The following is a 21,292-nucleotide window of genomic DNA, read 5'->3' on the forward strand; positions in this document are numbered from 1 at the left end:
TGCGTTTTGAACGGGCCGGTCATTTTCTGCTTCACTCAAGGCTCGCCCTCGGGCTGGCCGCCCGGATCTAAGGGGAATGGCGTAATGGCAACGGTAGACCGCTGGCTGCTGCCAGATGGCATCGAAGAAGTACTGCCACCGGAAGCGGCGCGCATTGAAGTCGCGCGTCGTCAGGTGTTGGATCTGTTCCAGAGCTGGGGTTACGAGTTTGTCGTGACTCCCCATATCGAGTACCTGGAATCCCTGCTGACCGGCGCGGGCCAGGACCTGGATCTGCGTACCTTCAAGGTCATCGACCCGCAATCGGGCCGGCAGATGGGTTTCCGTGCCGACATCACGCCGCAAGTGGCGCGCATCGATGCGCACACCCTGCGTCGCGAAGGCCCGAGCCGTCTGTGCTACGCCGGCAGCGTGCTGCATGCCCAGCCGCGTGCCTTGTCGTCCTCGCGCAGCCCGATCCAGTTGGGCGCCGAGTTGTACGGCGATGCCAGCCCGAGCAGCGACGTCGAAGTCATCAGCCTGATGTTGGCCATGCTGCAACTGGCCGATGTGCCGGATGTGCACATGGACCTCGGTCATGTCGGCATCTACCGCGGTCTGGCCCAGGCGGCCGGTCTGTCGGGTGAGGTTGAGCAACAACTGTTCGATGCGTTGCAACGCAAAGCCATCGATGAGGTCATTACCTTGACCGAAGGCCTGCCGGCCGATCTGTCTGGCATGTTGCGCGCGCTGGTCGGCCTGTGCGGCGGCCGTGAAGTACTGACCGCTGCCCGCGAGCGTCTGGCCAATGCGCCGGCGCCGGTACTGGCGGCGCTGGAAGATTTGCTGGCGATCGCCGAGCGTCTGTCGGTGCGCTTCCCGGAGCTGCCGCTGTACTTCGATCTAGGCGAGTTGCGCGGCTACCACTACCACACCGGTGTGGTGTTCGCGGTGTTCGTGCCGGGTGTTGGCCAGTCCATTGCCCAGGGCGGTCGCTACGACGACATCGGCGCCGACTTCGGTCGCGCCCGTCCGGCCACCGGCTTCTCCACCGATTTGAAAACCCTGGTGACCCTGGGGCGTGCTGAGATCGAGCTACCGTCTGGCGGTATCTGGATGCCTGACAGTACGGATGCGGCACTCTGGCAGCAGGTTTGCCAGTTGCGCAGTGAGGGTCAGCGTGTCGTTCAGGCATTGCCTGGACAACCTTTGGCCGCCGCCCGTGATGCGGACTGCGACCGGCAATTGATCCAGCAGAACGGGCTTTGGCAAGTATCGCCACTGGCTTCTTGAGTTTTCCTGCCGGCTGACGCCGGCACCAAGTTTGCGCGAATGAGGACAAGTGTTATGGGTAAGAATGTCGTAGTCCTGGGCACCCAATGGGGTGATGAGGGCAAAGGCAAGATCGTTGATCTGCTGACCGAACATGCTGCCGCCGTAGTGCGCTACCAGGGTGGCCACAACGCCGGTCACACTCTGGTGATCGACGGTGAAAAAACCGTCTTGCACCTGATCCCGTCGGGCGTGCTGCGCGAAGGCGTGCAGTGCCTGATCGGCAACGGCGTGGTGGTTGCACCTGACGCCCTGCTGCGCGAGATCACCAAGCTGGAAGAGAAAGGCGTACCGGTGCGCGAGCGCCTGCGCATCAGCCCTTCCTGCCCGCTGATCCTGTCCTTCCACGTGGCGCTGGACCAGGCCCGTGAAAAGGCCCGCGGCGAGCTGAAGATCGGTACGACCGGTCGCGGCATCGGCCCGGCTTACGAAGACAAAGTTGCACGTCGCGGTCTGCGTGTTGGCGATCTGCTCAACATGCCGCGCTTTGAAGACAAGCTGCGTGAACTGGTGGACTACCACAACTTCATGCTGGTCGGTTACTACAAAGAGCCTGCCATCGAGTTCGAAAAGACTCTGGCCGAGTGCAAGGAATACGCCGAGCTGCTCAAGCCGCTGATGCTGGATGTGACTGCCGAGCTGCACGACCTGCGTCGCGCCGGCAAAGACATCATGTTTGAAGGCGCCCAGGGTTCGTTGCTCGACATCGACCACGGCACCTACCCGTACGTGACCAGCTCCAACACCACTGCTGGTGGCGTGGCGACCGGTTCGGGCGTTGGCCCGATGTTCCTGGACTACATCCTGGGCATCACCAAGGCTTACACCACTCGCGTAGGTTCGGGTCCATTCCCGACCGAGCTGTTCGACGAAGTCGGTGCGCACCTGGCCAAGCAAGGTCACGAGTTCGGTGCTACCACCGGCCGTGCCCGTCGTTGCGGCTGGTTCGACGCCGTTATCCTGCGTCGCGCTATCGATGTGAACAGCATCTCCGGCATCTGCCTGACCAAGCTGGACGTACTCGACGGCCTGGAAACCATCAACATCTGCGTCGGCTACAAAGATGCGCAAGGCAACGCCGTTGCTCCAACTGACGCTGACAGCTACGTGGGCCTTCAGCCTGTGTACGAAGAAGTGCCGGGCTGGACCGAATCGACCGTGGGCGCCAAAACCCTGGAAGAGCTGCCGGCCAACGCTCGTGCCTACATCAAACGCGTTGAAGAGTTGATCGGCGCGCCGATCGACATTATTTCGACGGGTCCGGATCGCAACGAAACCATCGTTCTGCGTCATCCGTTCGCTTGATAAGTCGTTGATGTAAAAACACAAAGGCCCCTTCATCGGGGCCTTTGTCGTTTATGCCTGTTGGACGGCATGACCTTTGCTGTGATTCTGTCTACAAGAGTGCCATCAAATTAATGGCGTCAGAAGTAGAGGGATTCAAAGTGTCAGCCGTTCTCTCACTGTTACAAAGCCGTTTGTTGCGGCCTGTGTTCGTTACCCTTGGTATCGCCCTTTTGGTGCAAGTGCTGGTGGCCGTCGCCCTGACGCGGAGCACCGTCACTGCGCTGGAAGCCGATCTCGGCACTCGCCTGGGCGCCGACAGCCAGAAGTTGTCCGGTGAGCTGGGGCAGGCCGGGCGTGAAGTCACGTCGAGCCTCGACAATCTCTCCTCAAGTACCCGTCAGCGTCTTACCGCCGGTCTTTCCTCGCGTCTGAAGGAAGAGCAGGCGCAGCTGCGTGCGACTCTGGAAAAAGACCTGAAGGATTCGGCCAATGACATGGCCCAGTTGCTGGCCTCGGTGGCGCCTCGCGCCATGTGGGACAGCGACGTGCCGACCCTGTCCGAATTCGCCCGCCGGGCCCAGCGCAATCCCAACGTGCTGTTCGTGGTGTATGACGACGCCACAGGCCAGCATCTGACCCGCTACCTCAATCGCGAAAACCCGATCAATAAGGCCCTTTTGGAAAAAGGCCAGGGCGAGCGGGCGCTGGATAAAGTGCTGGATGCGGCGAAGAACGATCCGTCGGTCTACTACCTCGAAGCCTCGATCAATCCCAATGGCGTGGAAATCGGCAAGGTGCTGATGGGCGTTTCCACCGCTTCGGTTGAAACCGATCTCGCGGCGCTCGATCAGCGCTTCGCGGCGTTGATTGCCAGCAGTGATCAATTGGTCGGCGACAGCCTCAAGGGTGCCGCTGCCGACAGCGCCACCGCCATGCGTGCGCGCCTGCAATCGGCGCAGTCCACGGCTGCCGAGATGAAGGCCAACACCACCAGTACCGTGCAGGACGCTGCCGCAACCCTGCGTTGGCGCATCGGCATGGGCCTTGCGTTGGTAGGTGCCGGGGTGCTGTTGCTGCTGGCGGTGGTGCTCGGTCATCGAGTGGTCAATCGCCTGAAAATGCTCAACGCCGCCATGGATGATCTGGCAGCAGGCGAGGGCGATCTGACCAAGCGCGTGCAGATCAACAGCAAGGACGAAATCGGCGACATGGCTTCGGCGGTCAACCGTTTTGTGGACAAGTTGCAACCGATCGTGCGCGAGGCCGGGGATGTGGCTCAGCGTACCGGTGTGGAAATCGGTGCGATGACCCTGCGTAATGCCGGTGCCGATGCGGCGGCTGGAATGCAGCGTGATGAAGTCGCCGAAAGTTTGCGGGCGCTTTCGCAAATGGCCGACGAAGCGCAATCGGAAAGCCATGCGATGCAGGCGGCGCTGAAGCAGGTGGTGGATATTCGCCAGGCCACCGACGAGAACACTCGCACCTCGGCCAAGGTCGGCAGCCTGATCGAGGCGCTGGCGGGGCAAGTCGACACAGGGGCGAAAGTCATCGAACGGCTGGCGCAGCAGAGCGAGCAGATTGAAGTGGTGCTGACCGTGATTCACGGCATCGCCGAGCAGACCAACCTGCTGGCGCTCAACGCCGCCATCGAAGCGGCCCGAGCCGGCGAGACCGGTCGCGGGTTTGCGGTGGTGGCGGATGAAGTGCGGGCGCTGGCAAGCAAGACCCAAAGCTCCACCGGCGATATTCAGGCGCACATCGTGGCCTTGCAGCAGGGCGCCCGTGAGGCGGTGGAGGCGATCGGTCAGGCCGGGCGTCAGGCCAGCGAAGGTTTGCTGGTGCTGCGTGACAGCGCGCGGTTGCAGCAGTCGGTGCAGGCATCGGTCGAGCAGGTGCATGCGGCGATTGGTCTGGCGACTCAGGCAGCGGCGCATCAGGCGCAGGGCGCGCAGGCTGTGCGTGGGCGCGTCGAGACGATTCATGCCCAGGCCGAGAAAGCTGCTCAGGCGGTGGTCGAGACCACGGCCAGCGGGAAGGTTCTGGATGGTCTGGCGGCGCAGCTCAAGGCCAGTCTCGGGCAGTTCCGGGCTTGATGTGACAGGCAAAAAAAATCGCAGCCTCGGCTGCGATTTTTTTTATCGGCTCAGATACATCCGGGTTGTCAGCAGATACACCGGCAATCCCGACACCACAATCAACAACGCCGCATAAGGCGCAGCGGCTGCGAACTCGACATTCGCGGTGTGCGCCCAGACTTCGGTCGCTAATGTGTTGAGCCCGGTCGGGCTCAGCAGCAACGTCGCCGTCAGTTCCTTCATGGCATCCAGAAACACCAGCGCAAACGCCGCGCCAAGTGCCGGGAAGATGATCGGCAGGGTCACTCGGCAGAATGCCGTGAACGAAGATGCTCCCAGAGTGCGGGCGGCTTCTTCGAGTTGCGGTGCGGCCTTGTTCAGCGCCGTGCGGATCGGCGCCTGAGCCAGCGGCAGAAACAGCAGCGCGTAGGCGATCAGCAACAGCGCGGAGGTCTGGTACAGCGCCGGCACGTAATGCAGGGCGAAATACACCAGCGTCAGCGCGATCACCAATCCCGGCAGGGCGTGCAGCAGATAGGGCAGGCGCTCGGCCCAGATCGCCAGTTGGCCTTTGTAGCGCACCACCAGCAACCCGACCGGCACTGCCAGCACCAGACACAATCCCGCACCACCCAGCGATAGCGCCAGCGACGACAGCAATGCTTCGGTGATTGCTGCCACCGGGAAGGCTGCTGACGATCCCACGGCAAGCCAGTAAGCCAGCATGCCCAGCGGAATCCCGCTGCCGACAATCGCCAGCATCAGGCAGTACAACTGACCGGCGATCGCCCAAGGCCCGAGTCGCACTTGTTCAGCCCGACGCGCCGCGCCCTGGCCGGTGCGCACATGACGGCCCTTGCCGCGAACGCGCAGCTCCAGCCACAACAGCATCAAGCACAGCGCCAGCAATACCGCCGACAGCATCGCCGCATTGGCATTGCTGAATTCCAGTTCGAATTGCTGATAGATCGCGGTGGTGAAAGTTTGCAGACCAATGATCGACAGTGCGCCGAACTCCACGAGCATGTGCAATGCGATCAGCAACGAGCCGGCCAGCAGCGAAGGCCAGAGCAGGGGCAGGGTGACGCGGAAAAACACGCCCCAGCGATTCTGGCCCAGCGTGCGAGCCGATTCCTCAAGAGAGGGATCGAGATTGCGCAGGGTTGCCGCGACCGGCAGAAAGATCAGTGGGTACTTCGACAGGCTCATTACCAGAATCGCCCCGCCGAGTCCTTCGAACTGCGCGCTGAGCGAAACCCAGGTAAAGCTGCTGACGAATGCCGGTACAGCGAACGGCAAACACAGAATCACGCCCCACAGCCGTCGGCCCGGAAGATTGCTGCGCTCCAGCAGCCACGCCAGTGACAGGCCGATCACGCCACAGGTCACGGTCACGCCAACCATCAGCGCCAGCGTGTTGCGCAGCAGGCCGAACACATACGGGCGCCACAGCAAGTGAAGCGCCTCGGACCAGCCGGCCTGCCAGGCTTTGAGCCCGACATAGGCCAGCGGCAACAGGCTCATGACCACCAGCAACAACACCGGCAGCACCAGCCAGATCGACGGCCGCTTGCGCCGTGGCACGTAACCCCCGCGTGTAGCGGGGGCGGATAACGATGCGGTCATCAGTTCAGGCCAACTTCGCGTTCCAGCTCCAGCGCTTCTTCGGCATTGCCGAGATCGGCTGGCGTGACGTCCGGTGCTTCCAGTTCGCTGAACGGCTTGAGGCCGCGATCCGATTCCATGCCTTTATGCAGCGGGTATTCGGCGGTGGTCTGGGTGATCACGCGCTGGCCTTCTTCGCTGGCCATGTAGGCGAGGAATTGCTGGGCTTCTTTTGGATGTTTGCTCGATTTCAGCACGGCTGCACTGGATACGGTGATCAGGCCGCCCACATCGCCGCCGGTGAAGTAATGCAGTTTCGAATCAAGCTGGCCTTTTTCCCGTTGCAGGGCGAACCAGTAGTAGTTGTTCACCAGCACGGTGGCGACTTCGCCGTTTTCCACAGCCTTGAGGGCGACCATGTTATTGCTGTAGGTCTTGCCGAAGGCGCGCAGACCAGTTAGCCATTCTTCGGCGGCGTCGCGACCGTGTTTCTTGATGATGGCTACGGCTTGTTCCTGGAAAGCCCCGCTGGTCGGTACGAAACCGACCTTGCCTTGCCACTGCGGGTCGGCGAAATCCAGCACCGATTTCGGCAGGTCTTTTTCATCGACCAGTTTCGGGTTGAACGCGACCACACGAACCCGGGCGGTGACACCGATCCAGGTGCCGTTGCCGGCGACGTATTCTTTCGGCAGAACGGCCAGGGTCGCGTCGTCGGCCTTGGCCAACAGGCCTTGCTCGCCGAGGTTGTTCAGCGGCGGGGATTCTTCGGTATAGATGACGTCGGCAGGGGAGCGGTCGCCTTCTTCGATGATCTGGCTGGCCAGCTGATTGCTGCTGCCCTTGCGCACGTTGACGTGAATGCCGGTCTTGGCTTCGAAGGCTTTGGCGATCGCGTCGCCGACTTCCTTGTGTTGACCGTTGTAGAGAGTCAGGGAAACCGCATCGGCAGCCTGGGTGAGGGGAGTGGCGAGTGCCAGGCCGAGCAGGGTGAAGGTCAAGCCGCGGCGCAGGGTATTTCGAAACATCATTCGCAGGGTTCCTCACTGTCGCATTGCAAAAACTTGCAACAATGATAAACGATATTGTTTCTCAAGTGCGCCTTGCGGGGAGGAGGTGGGTCTGGTAGGCGTTGGGTTTCAGGATTTTCCAGATCCCGGAAACGCAAAAACCCGCTTTCGCGGGTTTTTGTGAGATTCAAGATCGTGACCTTGAATTTGAATTGGTGCCCAGAAGAAGACTCGAACTTCCACGACCGTAAGGTCACCAGCACCTGAAGCTGGCGTGTCTACCAATTTCACCATCTGGGCTTCATCTTCAGCGTTGCCGCTGTTGATGTGGCGCACTATACGGAGCGCCTTTTGATCTGTAAACCCCTGATTTGATTTTAATAAATCATTTTCAGAAAAAGGCGGGGCGCAGAATGCAAAAAACCCGCTTTCGCGGGTTTTGGTGTGAGTCTTGAAACTGATCTAGTCTCAAACTCGAAATTGGTGCCCAGGAGAAGACTCGAACTTCCACGACCGTAAGGTCACCAGCACCTGAAGCTGGCGTGTCTACCAATTTCACCACCTGGGCATCTCGTCAACGTGTGTACGTCGTCGATGGCGCGCACTATACGGAGCGCCTTTTTAACTGTAAACCCCTGCCAGCGAAAAAAATGATTTTTTTTACCAGCGGTGTTCAAAACGCCCTCCAGGCGTCGATACAAGGCTCCAGGCGCGTCTTATATAGTCGGAAATTTCCCGTTTGATGGCGCCTATGCCAAACTAACCCGCATATAGACAAGGTGAAAACTCTCTAATGGCCGATTGGCAGTCCCTCGATCCCGAGGCCGCTCGTGAAGCGGAAAAATATGAAAACCCTATTCCCAGCCGCGAACTGATCCTTCAGCACCTTGCTGATCGGGGTTCGCCTGCTGCCCGCGAGCAACTGGTCGAAGAGTTTGGTCTGACCACAGAAGACCAGATCGAAGCCCTGCGCCGCCGCCTGCGTGCCATGGAGCGCGACGCTCAACTGATCTACACCCGCCGTGGCACGTATGCGCCGGTGGACAAGCTTGACCTGATCCTCGGTCGTATCAGCGGTCACCGTGACGGCTTCGGCTTCCTGGTGCCCGATGACGGCTCCGATGACCTGTTCATGAGCCCGGCGCAAATGCGTCTGGTGTTCGATGGCGACCGTGCCCTGGCCCGTGTTTCCGGCCTCGACCGTCGCGGTCGTCGCGAAGGCGTGATCGTTGAAGTGGTGTCCCGTGCCCACGAAAGCATCGTCGGCCGCTACTTCGAAGAAGGCGGTATCGGCTTCGTCGTCGCGGACAACCCGAAGATCCAGCAAGAAGTACTGGTGACGCCGGGCCGTAACGCCAACGCTCAGATCGGCCAGTTCGTCGAGGTGAAAATCACCCACTGGCCGACGCCGCGCTTCCAGCCGCAAGGCGATGTAATCGAAGTCGTCGGCAACTACATGGCGCCGGGCATGGAAATCGATGTTGCCCTGCGCACCTACGACATTCCGCACGTCTGGCCTGAGGCCGTTCTGAAGGAAGCGGGCAAGCTCAAGCCGGAAGTCGAAGAGAAAGACAAAGAGAAGCGCGTCGACCTGCGCCATCTTCCGTTCGTCACCATCGACGGCGAAGATGCCCGCGACTTCGACGATGCGGTCTACTGCGAAGCCAAACCCGGCAAGCTGCGTCTGTTCTCCGGCGGCTGGAAGCTGTACGTGGCGATTGCCGACGTTTCCAGCTACGTGAAGATCGGTTCGGCCCTGGACAACGAAGCCCAGGTGCGCGGCAACTCGGTGTACTTCCCCGAGCGTGTGGTGCCGATGCTGCCGGAGCAGCTCTCCAACGGGTTGTGCTCGCTGAACCCGCACGTCGATCGTCTGGCGATGGTTTGCGAGATGACCATCTCCAAGTCCGGCGAAATGACCGACTACTGCTTCTATGAAGCGGTGATCCATTCCCACGCTCGTCTGACCTACAACAAGGTCAGCGCGATGCTGGAAACGCCTAAAGCGACTGAAGGTCGCAAGCTGCGCGGTGAATACACCGACGTCCTGCCGCATCTGAAGCAGCTCTACGCTCTGTACAAGGTATTGCTGGCCGCCCGTCACGTACGTGGCGCGATCGATTTCGAAACGCAGGAAACCCGGATCATCTTCGGTTCCGAGCGCAAGATTGCCGAAATCCGTCCGACCACCCGTAACGATGCACACAAGCTGATCGAGGAGTGCATGCTGGCGGCCAACGTGGCCACTGCCGAATTCCTGAAAAAACACGAAATCCCTGCGCTGTACCGCGTTCACGACGGTCCGCCGCCGGAGCGTCTGGAAAAGCTGCGCGCGTTCCTCGGTGAGCTTGGTCTGTCCCTGCACAAAGGCAAGGATGGCCCGTCGCCGAAGGACTATCAGGCCCTGTTGGCCAGCATCAAGGATCGTCCGGATTTCCACCTGATCCAGACCGTGATGCTGCGCTCCCTGAGCCAGGCGGTGTACAGCGCTCAGAACGAAGGCCACTTCGGCCTGAATTACGAAGCCTATACCCACTTCACCTCGCCGATCCGTCGTTACCCGGACCTGCTTACGCACCGGGCGATTCGCAGCGTGATCCATTCGAAACAGGACACCCCGCACGTTCGCCGTGCCGGTGCGATGACCATTCCGAAAGCGCGCATCTATCCGTACGACGAAGCAGCGCTGGAGCAACTCGGCGAGCAGTGCTCGATGAGCGAGCGCCGTGCCGACGAAGCGACCCGCGACGTGGTGAACTGGCTCAAATGCGAGTTCATGAAAGACCGCGTGGGCGAATCGTTCCCGGGCGTGATCACTGCGGTGACCGGTTTCGGCCTGTTCGTCGAACTGACCGATATTTACGTCGAAGGTCTGGTGCACGTTACGGCGTTGCCGGGCGACTACTACCATTTCGACCCTGTGCACCACCGCCTGGCGGGCGAGCGCACCGGTCGCAGCTTCCGTCTTGGCGATACCGTTGAAGTGCGGGTCATGCGCGTCGATCTCGACGAGCGCAAGATCGACTTCGAGATGGCGGAAAAAACCATCAGTGCGCCGATCGGCCGCAAGAAGCGTGGCACCGAGACAACCGCTCCAGCCGCCAAGGTTGTGGAAGAGAAGGCTCCGGCAAAATCCGCCAGCCGTCGCCCGGCCAAGGAAAAAGCCGTTGAGGCTTATCGTCCGAGCGATGCCGTGGCGAAAAACGCCGAGCTGCGCAAAAGCCGTGAAATGAAGAAGGCCTTGCTGGCCGATGCCAAAAACGGTGGTAAAGCGGCGTCCGGGGGAAAGACCGGGCGGTCGGCGCCTGACAAGGCCTCCGGCGGCAAGCCAGCCAAACCGAGCAAGCACCGCAAGGGCCCGCCAAAAGCGGGTTCCGCTCCAGCCAAAAGCGGCGGGGCACGTAAACCGAAGGCGAAGTCATGAGTCAGTTGGAAAAAATCTACGGCGTTCACGCGGTAGAAGCGTTGCTGCGTCATCACCCTAAACGCGTCAAGCAGATCTGGCTGGCCGAAAGCCGCAACGATCCGCGCGTGCAGACGCTGATCGAACTGGCCAACGAAAACCGGGTTCAGATCGGTCAGGCCGAGCGCCGCGAAATGGACGCCTGGGTCGAAGGCGTGCACCAGGGCGTGGTGGCGGACGTCAGTCCGAGCCAGGTCTGGGGTGAAGCGATGCTCGACGAGCTGCTTGATCGCACCGAAGGCGCGCCGCTGTTGCTGGTGCTCGACGGCGTGACCGATCCGCACAACCTCGGCGCCTGCCTGCGTTCGGCGGATGCTGCCGGTGCGCTGGCGGTTATCGTGCCGAAGGACAAGTCGGCCACTCTGACCCCTGTGGTGCGTAAAGTGGCTTGCGGCGCGGCGGAGGTGATTCCGCTGGTGGCCGTGACCAACCTTGCGCGCACCCTGGAAAAACTCCAGCAGCGTGGGTTGTGGATTGTCGGTACGGCGGGTGAGGCTGAGGTCAGCATCTATGACCAGGACCTGACCGGCCCGACCATCCTGATCATGGGCGCCGAAGGCAAAGGCATGCGTCGCCTGACCCGCGAACATTGCGATTACCTGGTGCACTTGCCGATGGCGGGTAGTGTCAGCAGTCTCAACGTTTCCGTGGCAACTGGCGTGTGCCTGTTCGAAGCCCAGCGCCAGCGCGGTGCCAAGGCCAAGGCAACTGCCAAAAAGGCTTAAGCCTTACGCCGATTCAAATGTGGGAGCGAGCTTGCTCGCGAAAGCGGAGTGTCAGTCGACAAAAATGTTGCCTGATGTATCCCCTTCGCGAGCAAGCTCGCTCCCACAGCGTTTTATGGCGGGGCAAAATTTCGGTGACTGTTCAAATAATCACCAATTGCCTTGCACCTCTTCAGTCCCTTCTCTACAATTGCGCCCCTTGCTGTGGCGGCAGGCATGCATGTGCCCCGAGCCAGCAAGTCCATAAGTGTCATTCACTCCTTGTCTGACCGTTTTTGAGCGGCAGGCTACAACCCGTAAGGAGCATTCATGCGTCATTACGAAATCATCTTTCTGGTCCACCCTGACCAGAGCGAGCAAGTCGGCGGCATGGTTGAGCGTTACACCAAGCTGATCGAAGAAGACGGCGGCAAAATCCACCGTCTGGAAGACTGGGGCCGTCGTCAACTGGCCTACGCAATCAACAATGTTCACAAGGCTCACTACGTGATGCTGAACGTTGAGTGCACCGGCAAGGCCCTGGCCGAGCTGGAAGACAACTTCCGCTACAACGATGCTGTGATCCGTAACCTGGTCATCCGTCGTGACGAAGCCGTTACCGGCCAGTCCGAGATGCTCAAGGCTGAAGAAAACCGCAGTGAGCGCCGTGAGCGTCGCGAACGTCCTGAAAACGATGGCAGCGCCGATGGCGATGACAGCGATGACAGCGACAACAGCGATAACGCTGACGAGTAATCCACGGACCTTTTAAGGAGCCTATCAAATGGCACGTTTCTTCCGTCGTCGTAAATTCTGCCGCTTCACCGCTGAAGACGTGAAAGAGATCGATTACAAAGATCTCAACACTCTGAAAGCCTACGTATCCGAGACCGGCAAAATCGTTCCAAGCCGCATCACCGGTACCAAAGCTCGTTATCAGCGTCAGCTGGCCACCGCTATCAAGCGCGCCCGCTTCCTGGCCCTGCTGGCCTACACCGACAGCCACGGCCGCTGAGACCGGGCAGTCGACAAGTAGCAAAGGATTGAATGCATGCGTGCCTTAGCTGAGTTCATCATGCGCGGCCGTATGCAGGCCACTCTTGTAGTGGCCGGGTGTGCAACATTGCCGTTGTTGTATTGGCTGGGTGCTGCCGCCGGAAGCCTGGTGCTTCTGCGGCGCGGATTGACCGACGCCTTGGGCGTCGTGTCGCTGGGACTGCTGCCGGCATTGATCTGGTGGTTGTATGCCGATGACCCACGGGCGCTTCTGGTGCTGCTGGGGTCTTCGGGGCTTGCGCTGGTGTTGCGCGCAAGCGAGTCCTGGGTTCGTACGCTGCTGGTCAGCGTAGCCATGGGGCTGGTGTTTTCAGTGGTGCTCGGGGCGGCATTTGCGCCCCAGATCGAGATGCTGGCGCAGGCCTTGATAAAGGTCATGCCCGCGCTTCTCGGTGATGCCTACCAACATTTGTCGGTAGACGAGCAGGCGCGTTTCGCGTCGCTGATCGCACCGGTCCTGACCGGCCTGATTGCGGCCTTGTTGCAGATCGTCAGCGTGCTGAGCCTGATTGTCGGGCGTTACTGGCAGGCGTTGTTGTACAACCCGGGTGGTTTTGGTCGCGAGTTTCGCGCCATCCGGATCCCGCTGGGGCTGGCAATGTTACTGCTGGCGTTGATGCTTCTGGGCCCGAATCTCGGTGCACAGATGGCCATGTTGACGCCGTTGTGCAGTGTACCGCTGGTGTTCGCCGGGCTGGCCCTGATTCACGGGCTGGTGGCGCAAAGGCGACTGGCCGGTTTCTGGCTGGTGGGGTTGTACGTGACGCTGTTGCTGTTCATGCAGCTGATCTATCCGTTGCTCGTGGTTCTGGCCATTGTCGACAGCCTGATTGATTTTCGCGGTCGGGTGTCGAAAGACACCGATAACGCGAACGGTGAAGGTTAAAAGTTAAGAGGATTTCCACATGCAACTGATCCTTCTGGAAAAAATCGCCAACCTGGGCAACCTGGGCGACAAAGTAAACGTTAAGGCCGGTTACGGCCGTAACTACCTGCTGCCTTTCGGCAAAGCCACCGCTGCGACCGCTGCCAACCTGGCTGCGTTCGAAGAGCGTCGCGCTGAGCTGGAAAAAGCCGCCGCAGACCGTAAAGCATCGGCTGAAAGCCGTGCTGCCCAACTGGCCGAGCTGGAAGTGACCATCACTGCCACCGCTGGCGACGAAGGCAAGCTGTTCGGTTCGATCGGTACTCACGACATCGCTGACGCACTGACCGCCTCCGGCGTTGAAGTTGCGAAAAGCGAAGTTCGTCTGCCGAACGGCACCATCCGCAACGTGGGTGAATTCGACGTGGCTGTGCACCTGCACGCCGAAGTTGAAGCCACCGTACGCGTTGTCGTGGTAGCAGCTTAAGCAACACCTGATCGGCTGGCGGCTTGTCCGTCAGACGGTTAACATCGGGCACGATCCTGTTTACAGGTCGTGCCCTTTGTCTTTCTGTAACTCCTGCATTTCCAAACAAAACAAGTGGCCATGAACGAAATCTCCGCTCCTGAGCAATACGATCTGCAAACCGCCGCGCTGAAGGTGCCGCCGCATTCCATCGAGGCCGAACAGGCCGTGCTCGGTGGTTTGATGCTGGACAACAACGCCTGGGAACGCGTGCTCGATCAAGTCTCCGACGGCGATTTTTACCGGCATGACCACCGACTGATTTTCCGTGCGATCGCCAAACTGGCCGATCAGAACTCGCCGATCGACGTCGTGACCCTTGCCGAACAACTGGACAAGGAAGGTCAGACCTCTCAAGTTGGCGGCCTCGGTTACCTCGGCGAACTGGCCAAAAACACACCGTCCGTCGCCAACATCAAGGCGTATGCGCAGATCGTCCGCCAGCGTGCGACGTTGCGCCAACTGATCGGCATCAGCACCGAAATCGCAGACAGCGCCTTCAACCCCGAAGGCCGCACCGCCGAGGAGATCCTAGACGAAGCCGAGCGGCAGATCTTCGCGATTGCCGAAGCCCGGCCTAAAACCGGCGGCCCGGTAGGCGTCAACGAACTGCTGACCAAGGCCATCGACCGCATCGACACCCTGTTCAACACCGCCGACGCGATCACGGGCCTATCCACTGGCTACACCGACCTCGACGAGAAAACCAGCGGCCTGCAACCGGCCGACCTGATCATCGTCGCCGGCCGTCCATCGATGGGTAAAACCACCTTCGCGATGAACCTGGTGGAAAACGCCGTACTGCGCAGCGAAAAAGCGGTGCTGGTGTACTCCCTCGAGATGCCAGGTGAATCGCTGATCATGCGTATGCTCTCGTCGCTCGGTCGCATCGACCAGACCAAGGTGCGTTCCGGCCAGCTCGAAGACGATGACTGGCCGCGCCTGACCTCGGCGGTCAACCTGCTCAACGATCGTAAGCTGTTCATCGATGACACCGCCGGTATCAGCCCGTCGGAAATGCGGGCCCGTACCCGGCGCCTGGTGCGTGAGCATGGCGATGTCGGCCTGATCATGATCGACTACCTTCAGTTGATGCAGATCCCTGGCTCCAGCGGTGACAACCGGACCAACGAGATTTCCGAGATCTCCCGATCCCTGAAAGCCCTGGCCAAGGAATTCAACTGCCCGGTGGTTGCCCTTTCCCAGCTCAACCGTTCCCTGGAGCAACGTCCCAACAAGCGCCCGGTGAACTCCGACTTGCGGGAATCCGGAGCGATCGAGCAGGACGCCGACGTGATCATGTTCGTGTACCGGGACGAGGTTTATCACCCGGAAACCGAACACAAGGGCATCGCCGAAATCATCATCGGCAAACAGCGGAACGGTCCGATCGGCTTCATCCGCCTGGCCTTCATCGGCAAGTACACACGTTTCGAAAACCTCGCGCCGGGCAGCTATAACTTCGACGACGACGAGTAAGTCCGTCGTCGTCTGAAAGCCCCTGATATTTCCGACCACAGCCGTCGGAATTGGTCATTTTTTGTGCTATATTCCGCGCCCGCGATTTTGCACCTCAACACCGGTCATCGACATGCAAGCAGCCAAGCCGTTATTTGACTATCCAAAATACTGGGCCGAATGTTTCGGGCCGGCGCCATTCCTGCCGATGAGCAGGGAGGAGATGGATCAGCTTGGCTGGGATTCCTGCGACATCATCATTGTTACGGGTGATGCCTACGTCGATCACCCGTCGTTCGGCATGGCGATCATCGGCCGGCTGCTGGAGTCGCAAGGCTTCCGCGTCGGGATCATCGCGCAGCCGAACTGGCAGTCCAAAGACGACTTCATGAAGCTCGGCGAGCCGAACCTGTTTTTCGGCGTCGCGGCCGGCAACATGGACTCGATGATCAACCGCTACACCGCGGACAAGAAAATCCGCTCCGACGACGCCTATACCCCCGGTGGCATGGCCGGCAAACGTCCGGATCGTGCGAGCCTGGTCTACAGCCAGCGCTGCAAGGAAGCCTACAAGCACGTGCCGATCGTGCTCGGCGGCATTGAGGCCTCCCTGCGTCGCATCGCCCATTACGACTACTGGCAGGATCGCGTGCGCAATTCGATCCTGATCGACGCCAGCGCCGACATTCTGCTGTACGGTAACGCCGAGCGTGCAATTGTCGAAGTCGCCCAGCGTCTGTCCTACGGTCACAAGATCGAAGACATCACCGATGTGCGCGGCACCGCGTTCATCCGTCGCGATACACCAGCGGGCTGGTACGAAGTCGACTCCACGCGCATCGACCGTCCGGGCAAGATCGACAAGATCATCAACCCGTACGTCAACACCCAGGACACTCAGGCTTGCGCAATCGAGCAGGAGAAGGGCCCGGTTGATGACCCGGAAGAAGCCAAGGTCGTGCAGATCCTGGCCAGCCCGAAAATGACCCGCGACAAGACCGTGATCCGCCTGCCGTCGATGGAAAAGGTGCGTAACGACCCGGTCCTGTACGCCCACGCCAACCGCGTGCTGCACCTGGAAACCAACCCGGGTAACGCCCGTGCGCTGGTGCAGAAGCATGGCGAGATCGACGTCTGGTTCAACCCGCCGCCGATTCCGATGACCACTGAAGAAATGGACTACGTGTTCGGTATGCCTTACGCACGTGTTCCGCATCCTGCGTACGGCAAGGAAAAGATCCCGGCCTACGACATGATCCGCTTCTCGGTGAACATCATGCGTGGCTGCTTCGGTGGCTGCACCTTTTGCTCGATCACCGAGCACGAAGGCCGGATCATCCAGAACCGCTCCGAAGAGTCGATCATTCGCGAAATCGAAGAGATCCGCGACAAGGTGCCGGGTTTCACCGGCGTCATTTCCGACCTCGGCGGCCCGACCGCGAACATGTACCGCATCGCCTGCAAGAGCCCGGAAATCGAATCCGCGTGCCGCAAGCCGTCCTGCGTGTTCCCGGGCATCTGCCCGAACCTGAACACCGACCACTCGTCGCTGATTCAGCTGTACCGCAGCGCCCGTGCGTTGCCGGGTGTGAAGAAGATCCTGATCGCCTCCGGCCTGCGTTACGACCTCGCGGTCGAGTCGCCGGAGTACGTCAAGGAGCTGGTGACCCACCACGTCGGTGGTTACCTGAAGATCGCCCCGGAACACACCGAGGAAGGTCCGCTCAACCAGATGATGAAACCGGGGATCGGCACCTACGATCGCTTCAAGCGCATGTTCGAGAAGTACACCAAGGAAGCCGGGAAAGAGCAGTACCTGATTCCGTACTTCATCGCCGCGCACCCGGGCACCACAGACGAAGACATGATGAACCTGGCGCTGTGGCTCAAGGGTAACGGCTTCCGCGCCGACCAGGTGCAGGCGTTCTATCCGTCGCCGATGGCCACCGCCACCGCGATGTACCACTCGGGCAAGAACCCGCTGCGCAAGGTCACCTACAAGAGCGACGGCGTGACCATCGTCAAGAGCGAGGAGCAGCGCCGTCTGCACAAGGCGTTCCTGCGTTATCACGATCCGAAAGGCTGGCCGATGCTGCGTGAAGCTCTGCAGCGCATGGGGCGTAGTGATCTGATTGGGCCGGGCAAGGATCAGTTGATCCCGCTGCATCAGCCGGCCACCGACAGCTACCAGAGTGCCCGTCGCAAGAACTCGACACCGGCCGGCAGCCACAAGGTCGCGAAAGAGAAGACCACCAAGATCCTCACCCAGCACACCGGTCTGCCACCGCGCGCCAGCGACGGCGGCAATCCGTGGGACAAACGTGAACAGGCCAAGGCCGCGGCATTCGCCCGCAACCAGCAGGCCGCCAAGGAGCGCAAGGAAGCGGCGAAAGGCAAAGGGCCGAAACCGGCACGCAAGCCGGTCGTTCCGCGCTAAAACGCACTAGAGTCAAAACAGAACGCCAACCTTCGGGTTGGCGTTTTGCGTTGTGCCTCGCAACATTTGCGTGCAACTGTGCCAAACCATTTCACCGCGTCGCCCGATTTTGGTGCTGTACTGCCCTAAGCATTCCGGGAAAGCGCCCAAGCCTCTGCATGGCATAAGTCTTGCGCGCTTTCGAATACGCTTGGGCTCGCAGGAGGCACGCCGTGTCGATTCATGTCGCATTGCATCACGTCACGCATTACCGCTACGACCGCGCTGTCGAACTCGGCCCGCAGATCGTGCGTCTGCGCCCGGCTGCCCACAGCCGCACGCGGATTCTGTCTTATTCACTGAAAGTCTCGCCCGAGCAGCACTTCATCAACTGGCAGCAGGACCCTCAGGGCAACTACCTCGCACGGCTGGTGTTCCCCGAGAAAACCGCCGAGTTGCGGATCGAGGTCGATCTGCTGGCCGAGATGGCGGTGTTCAACCCCTTCGACTTTTTCCTCGAACCCTACGCCGAGAAAATCCCCTTCGCCTACGCCGCCGATGAGCGAAAAGAACTGGCGCCGTACCTCGAAACCCTGCCGCTGACGCCGAAATTCAAGGCCTATCTGGACGCCATCGACCGCACGCCGCTGCCGGCCGTGGACTTCCTGGTGGCGCTCAACCAGCGTCTGAGCGAAGACATCAATTACCTGATTCGCATGGAGCCGGGCGTACAAACCCCGGAACACACGCTTGAACACGCCTCCGGCTCCTGCCGCGATTCGGCGTGGCTGTTGGTGCAACTGCTGCGCAATCTCGGGCTGGCGGCGCGTTTCGTCTCCGGTTACCTGATTCAACTGACCGCCGACGTGAAAAGCCTCGACGGCCCGTCCGGCACCGAAGTGGACTTCACCGACCTGCACGCGTGGTGCGAGGTGTATCTGCCCGGCGCCGGCTGGATCGGCCTCGATGCGACCTCCGGACTGTTCGCCGGGGAAGGACATATCCCGCTGGCCTGCAGTCCCGATCCGTCCTCGGCGGCGCCGATCAGTGGTCTGGTGGAGCCTTGCGAGTGCGAGTTTAGCCACGAAATGTCGGTCGAGCGGATCTGGGAAGCACCGCGGGTCACCAAGCCCTACACCGATGAACAGTGGCTGGCGATCCAGGCGCTGGGTCGGCAGATCGATGCCGATCTGCTGGAAGGCGATGTGCGCCTGACCATGGGCGGCGAACCGACCTTCGTGTCCATCGACGACCCCGATGGCGCCGAGTGGAACACCGCCGCACTGGGCCCGGACAAGCGCCGGCTCTCCGCCGAACTGTTCCAGCGCATGCGTAAGCACTACGCACCGAAGGGGCTGGTGCATTTTGGTCAGGGCAAGTGGTATCCGGGTGAGCAGCTGCCGCGCTGGTCGCTGAATTGCTACTGGCGCCGCGACGGCGTGCCGATCTGGCACAACAACGCGTTGATCGCCGACGAGCAGCAGGATTACGGCGCCACGGGTGAACTGGCCGGGCGCTTTCTGGCGAGTGTCGCCGAACGCCTGAAACTGCCGACACGCTTCGTCTTCCCGGCCTACGAAGACAATTTCTACTACCTCTGGCGCGAAGGCGCCTTGCCGAGCAACGTCAGCGCCGAAGACTCGCGTCTGGAGGAGCCACTGGAACGTGCACGGCTGCGCAAGGTATTCAGTCAGGAGCTGGACAAGGTCATCGGTCAGGTGCTGCCGCTGGCGCGCACCGCCAAGGGCGATCAATGGCAGAGCGGTCGCTGGTATCTGCGCGATGAGCATTGTCGCTTGGTGCCGGGAGATTCGCCGCTCGGCTATCGCCTGCCATTGGGCTCGCAGCCCTGGGTGAAGGCCGCGGAGTATCCGTTCATTCATCCAAACGATCCGAATCAGGATTTCCCCGAGCTGCCCGAAACATCGCAGCTCAACGAACACGGCGAGCCCGCTCCGGCGGACGAACGTGTGCCTGAGATCGACGAGTCCGCCGACTGGCTGACCCGCACCGCGTTCTGCGCCGAGGCCCGGGAAGGCCGGTTGTATCTGTTCATGCCGCCACTGGAGCGGGTCGAGGATTATCTGGAACTGGTGGCCGCCATCGAAGCCACCGCCGAGGAGCTGCATTGCCCGGTATTGCTGGAAGGCTACGAGCCGCCGAGCGATCCGCGCCTGAGCAATTTCCGCATCACCCCGGATCCCGGCGTGATCGAGGTCAACGTGCAGCCGTCGGCGACCTGGGACGAGTTGGTCGAACGCACCGAATTTCTGTACGAAGAAGCGCGCCAGACCCGACTGTCCACCGAGAAATTCATGGTCGACGGTCGACACACCGGCACCGGTGGCGGCAACCATTTCGTGCTCGGCGGCGCGACACCGGGTGATTCACCGTTTCTGCGTCGTCCGGATCTGCTGCGCAGCCTGATCAGCTACTGGCACAACCATCCTTCATTGTCTTACCTGTTTTCCGGCCTGTTCATCGGCCCGACCTCTCAGGCACCGAGAGTCGATGAAGCGCGCAACGATTCGCTGTACGAGCTGGAAATCGCCTTCGCACAAATGCCTGCGCCCGGAGAAGAGTGCGCGCCATGGTTGGTGGATCGCTTGCTGCGCAATCTGCTGATCGACGTCACCGGCAACACTCACCGCGCCGAGTTCTGCATCGACAAGCTGTATTCACCGGATGGCGCCACCGGGCGCCTCGGTCTGCTGGAGTTGCGTGCGTTCGAGATGCCGCCCCATGCGCGCATGAGCCTGGCTCAGCAGCTGTTGTTGCGGGCGCTGGTGGCGCGGTTCTGGCGCGAGCCTTATGCGCCGCCGAAACTGGTGCGCTGGGGCACGGAGCTGCACGATCGCTTCCTGCTGCCGCATTTTATCGAGCAGGACTTTGCCGACGTCATCGTCGAACTCAACAACGCCGGTTATCCCCTGCGCGCCGAATGGTTCGCGGCGCACCTTGAGTTTCGTTTTCCCAAGGTCGGTGATTACGCCGTCAACGGTATCGAGCTGGAATTGCGTCAGGCCCTTGAACCCTGGCATGTGCTGGGCGAGGAGGGTGCGGCGGGCGGTACGGTGCGCTACGTCGACTCATCGCTGGAGCGCTTGCAGGTCAAACTTACGGGGATGCCACCGCAGCGTTATCTGCTGACCTGCAATGGCATCCCGGTGCCGCTGCAACCGAGCGGGCGGGTGGGCGAGTTTGTCGCCGGCGTGCGTTTCCGCGCGTGGCAACCGGCCAACTGCCTGCAACCGACGATCCCGGTGCACGCACCGCTGGTGTTCGACCTGCTCGATACCTGGATGCAACGCTCTTTGGGCGGTTGCCAGTACCACGTCGCGCATCCGGGCGGACGCAATTACGAAACGCTGCCGGTCAACGCCAACGAAGCAGAGAGCCGGCGTATGGCGCGTTTCTTCCGCATCGGACATACGCCGGGGAAACTTACGATACCCAATGTCGAAACGAACGACGAACTACCGATGACACTCGATTTACGACGTTTCTGAATCAGGC

Annotated in this window: 14 protein-coding genes and 2 tRNA genes; 12 read left to right on the forward strand and 4 right to left on the reverse strand. The window is 60.9% G+C overall.

Annotation, left to right across the window (positions count from 1 at the left end; translation table 11 throughout):
* Positions 1–84: 84 nt before the first annotated feature.
* The 3 genes from N8H71_RS09195 (at position 85) to N8H71_RS09205 (ending at position 4,691) form a co-directional block, all read left to right on the forward strand.
* A complete protein-coding gene (locus N8H71_RS09195) occupies positions 85–1,272 on the forward strand; it encodes an ATP phosphoribosyltransferase regulatory subunit (RefSeq protein WP_262193732.1) in 1,188 nt (395 codons plus the stop codon).
* A 54-nt stretch (positions 1,273–1,326) separates the two neighbouring features.
* Positions 1,327–2,616, forward strand: a complete 1,290-nt coding sequence (locus tag N8H71_RS09200; RefSeq protein ID WP_027921980.1) for an adenylosuccinate synthase — start codon at positions 1,327–1,329, stop codon at positions 2,614–2,616.
* A 140-nt stretch (positions 2,617–2,756) separates the two neighbouring features.
* Positions 2,757–4,691 (forward strand): methyl-accepting chemotaxis protein, encoded by a 1,935-nt coding sequence (locus N8H71_RS09205; RefSeq protein ID WP_262193734.1) that lies wholly within the window; start codon positions 2,757–2,759, stop codon positions 4,689–4,691.
* A gap of 42 nt (positions 4,692–4,733) precedes the next feature.
* Here N8H71_RS09205 and N8H71_RS09210 read toward each other — a convergent pair whose 3' ends face one another.
* The 4 genes from N8H71_RS09210 to N8H71_RS09225 all read right to left on the reverse strand — a co-directional run bounded on the left by N8H71_RS09210 (position 4,734) and on the right by N8H71_RS09225 (position 7,856).
* Positions 4,734–6,299, reverse strand: a complete 1,566-nt coding sequence (locus N8H71_RS09210) for an ABC transporter permease (RefSeq protein ID WP_262193735.1) — start codon at positions 6,297–6,299, stop codon at positions 4,734–4,736.
* Positions 6,299–7,309 (reverse strand): extracellular solute-binding protein, encoded by a 1,011-nt coding sequence (locus tag N8H71_RS09215; protein WP_262193736.1) that lies wholly within the window; start codon positions 7,307–7,309, stop codon positions 6,299–6,301. The genes N8H71_RS09210 and N8H71_RS09215 overlap by 1 nt, the downstream gene beginning before the upstream one ends.
* Before the next feature lie 192 nt (positions 7,310–7,501).
* Positions 7,502–7,588: transfer RNA gene (locus N8H71_RS09220), tRNA-Leu, on the reverse strand.
* Between the two features lie 181 nt (positions 7,589–7,769).
* Positions 7,770–7,856: transfer RNA gene (locus tag N8H71_RS09225), tRNA-Leu, on the reverse strand.
* Positions 7,857–8,081: 225 nt separating this feature from the next.
* On the opposite strand from N8H71_RS09225, the gene rnr reads away from it, so the two are divergent.
* The 9 genes from rnr to N8H71_RS09270 all read left to right on the forward strand — a co-directional run bounded on the left by rnr (position 8,082) and on the right by N8H71_RS09270 (position 21,285).
* Positions 8,082–10,712, forward strand: a complete 2,631-nt coding sequence (gene rnr / locus N8H71_RS09230) for a ribonuclease R (protein WP_262193737.1) — start codon at positions 8,082–8,084, stop codon at positions 10,710–10,712.
* Positions 10,709–11,476 (forward strand): 23S rRNA (guanosine(2251)-2'-O)-methyltransferase RlmB, encoded by a 768-nt coding sequence (gene rlmB, locus N8H71_RS09235; protein ID WP_207984862.1) that lies wholly within the window; start codon positions 10,709–10,711, stop codon positions 11,474–11,476. Before rnr ends, rlmB begins: the two co-directional genes overlap by 4 nt.
* Before the next feature lie 309 nt (positions 11,477–11,785).
* Positions 11,786–12,211, forward strand: coding sequence for a 30S ribosomal protein S6 (gene rpsF / locus N8H71_RS09240; protein ID WP_085685143.1), 426 nt, complete (start codon positions 11,786–11,788; stop codon positions 12,209–12,211).
* 28 nt (positions 12,212–12,239) lie between these two features.
* Entirely contained in the window at positions 12,240–12,470 is a 231-nt protein-coding gene (gene rpsR, locus N8H71_RS09245) for a 30S ribosomal protein S18 (protein ID WP_002551829.1), read from the forward strand.
* Positions 12,471–12,506: 36 nt separating this feature from the next.
* Positions 12,507–13,397: a hypothetical protein gene (locus tag N8H71_RS09250; RefSeq protein WP_262193738.1), complete on the forward strand. Its 891-nt coding sequence runs from the start codon at positions 12,507–12,509 to the stop codon at positions 13,395–13,397.
* A 19-nt stretch (positions 13,398–13,416) separates the two neighbouring features.
* Positions 13,417–13,863, forward strand: coding sequence for a 50S ribosomal protein L9 (gene rplI, locus N8H71_RS09255; protein ID WP_003186385.1), 447 nt, complete (start codon positions 13,417–13,419; stop codon positions 13,861–13,863).
* 120 nt (positions 13,864–13,983) lie between these two features.
* Positions 13,984–15,381 (forward strand): replicative DNA helicase, encoded by a 1,398-nt coding sequence (gene dnaB, locus N8H71_RS09260; protein ID WP_262193739.1) that lies wholly within the window; start codon positions 13,984–13,986, stop codon positions 15,379–15,381.
* Between the two features lie 112 nt (positions 15,382–15,493).
* Entirely contained in the window at positions 15,494–17,797 is a 2,304-nt protein-coding gene (locus tag N8H71_RS09265) for a YgiQ family radical SAM protein (protein ID WP_262193740.1), read from the forward strand.
* A gap of 212 nt (positions 17,798–18,009) precedes the next feature.
* Positions 18,010–21,285 carry a DUF2126 domain-containing protein gene (locus tag N8H71_RS09270; protein ID WP_262193741.1) on the forward strand — a complete coding sequence of 1,092 codons (3,276 nt, stop codon included), beginning with the start codon at positions 18,010–18,012 and terminating at the stop codon, positions 21,283–21,285.
* Positions 21,286–21,292: the final 7 nt, after the last annotated feature.

Origin of the sequence: Pseudomonas koreensis (genome assembly GCF_025447595.1) — a bacterium.
Taxonomy (GTDB): domain Bacteria; phylum Pseudomonadota; class Gammaproteobacteria; order Pseudomonadales; family Pseudomonadaceae; genus Aquipseudomonas; species Aquipseudomonas koreensis_H.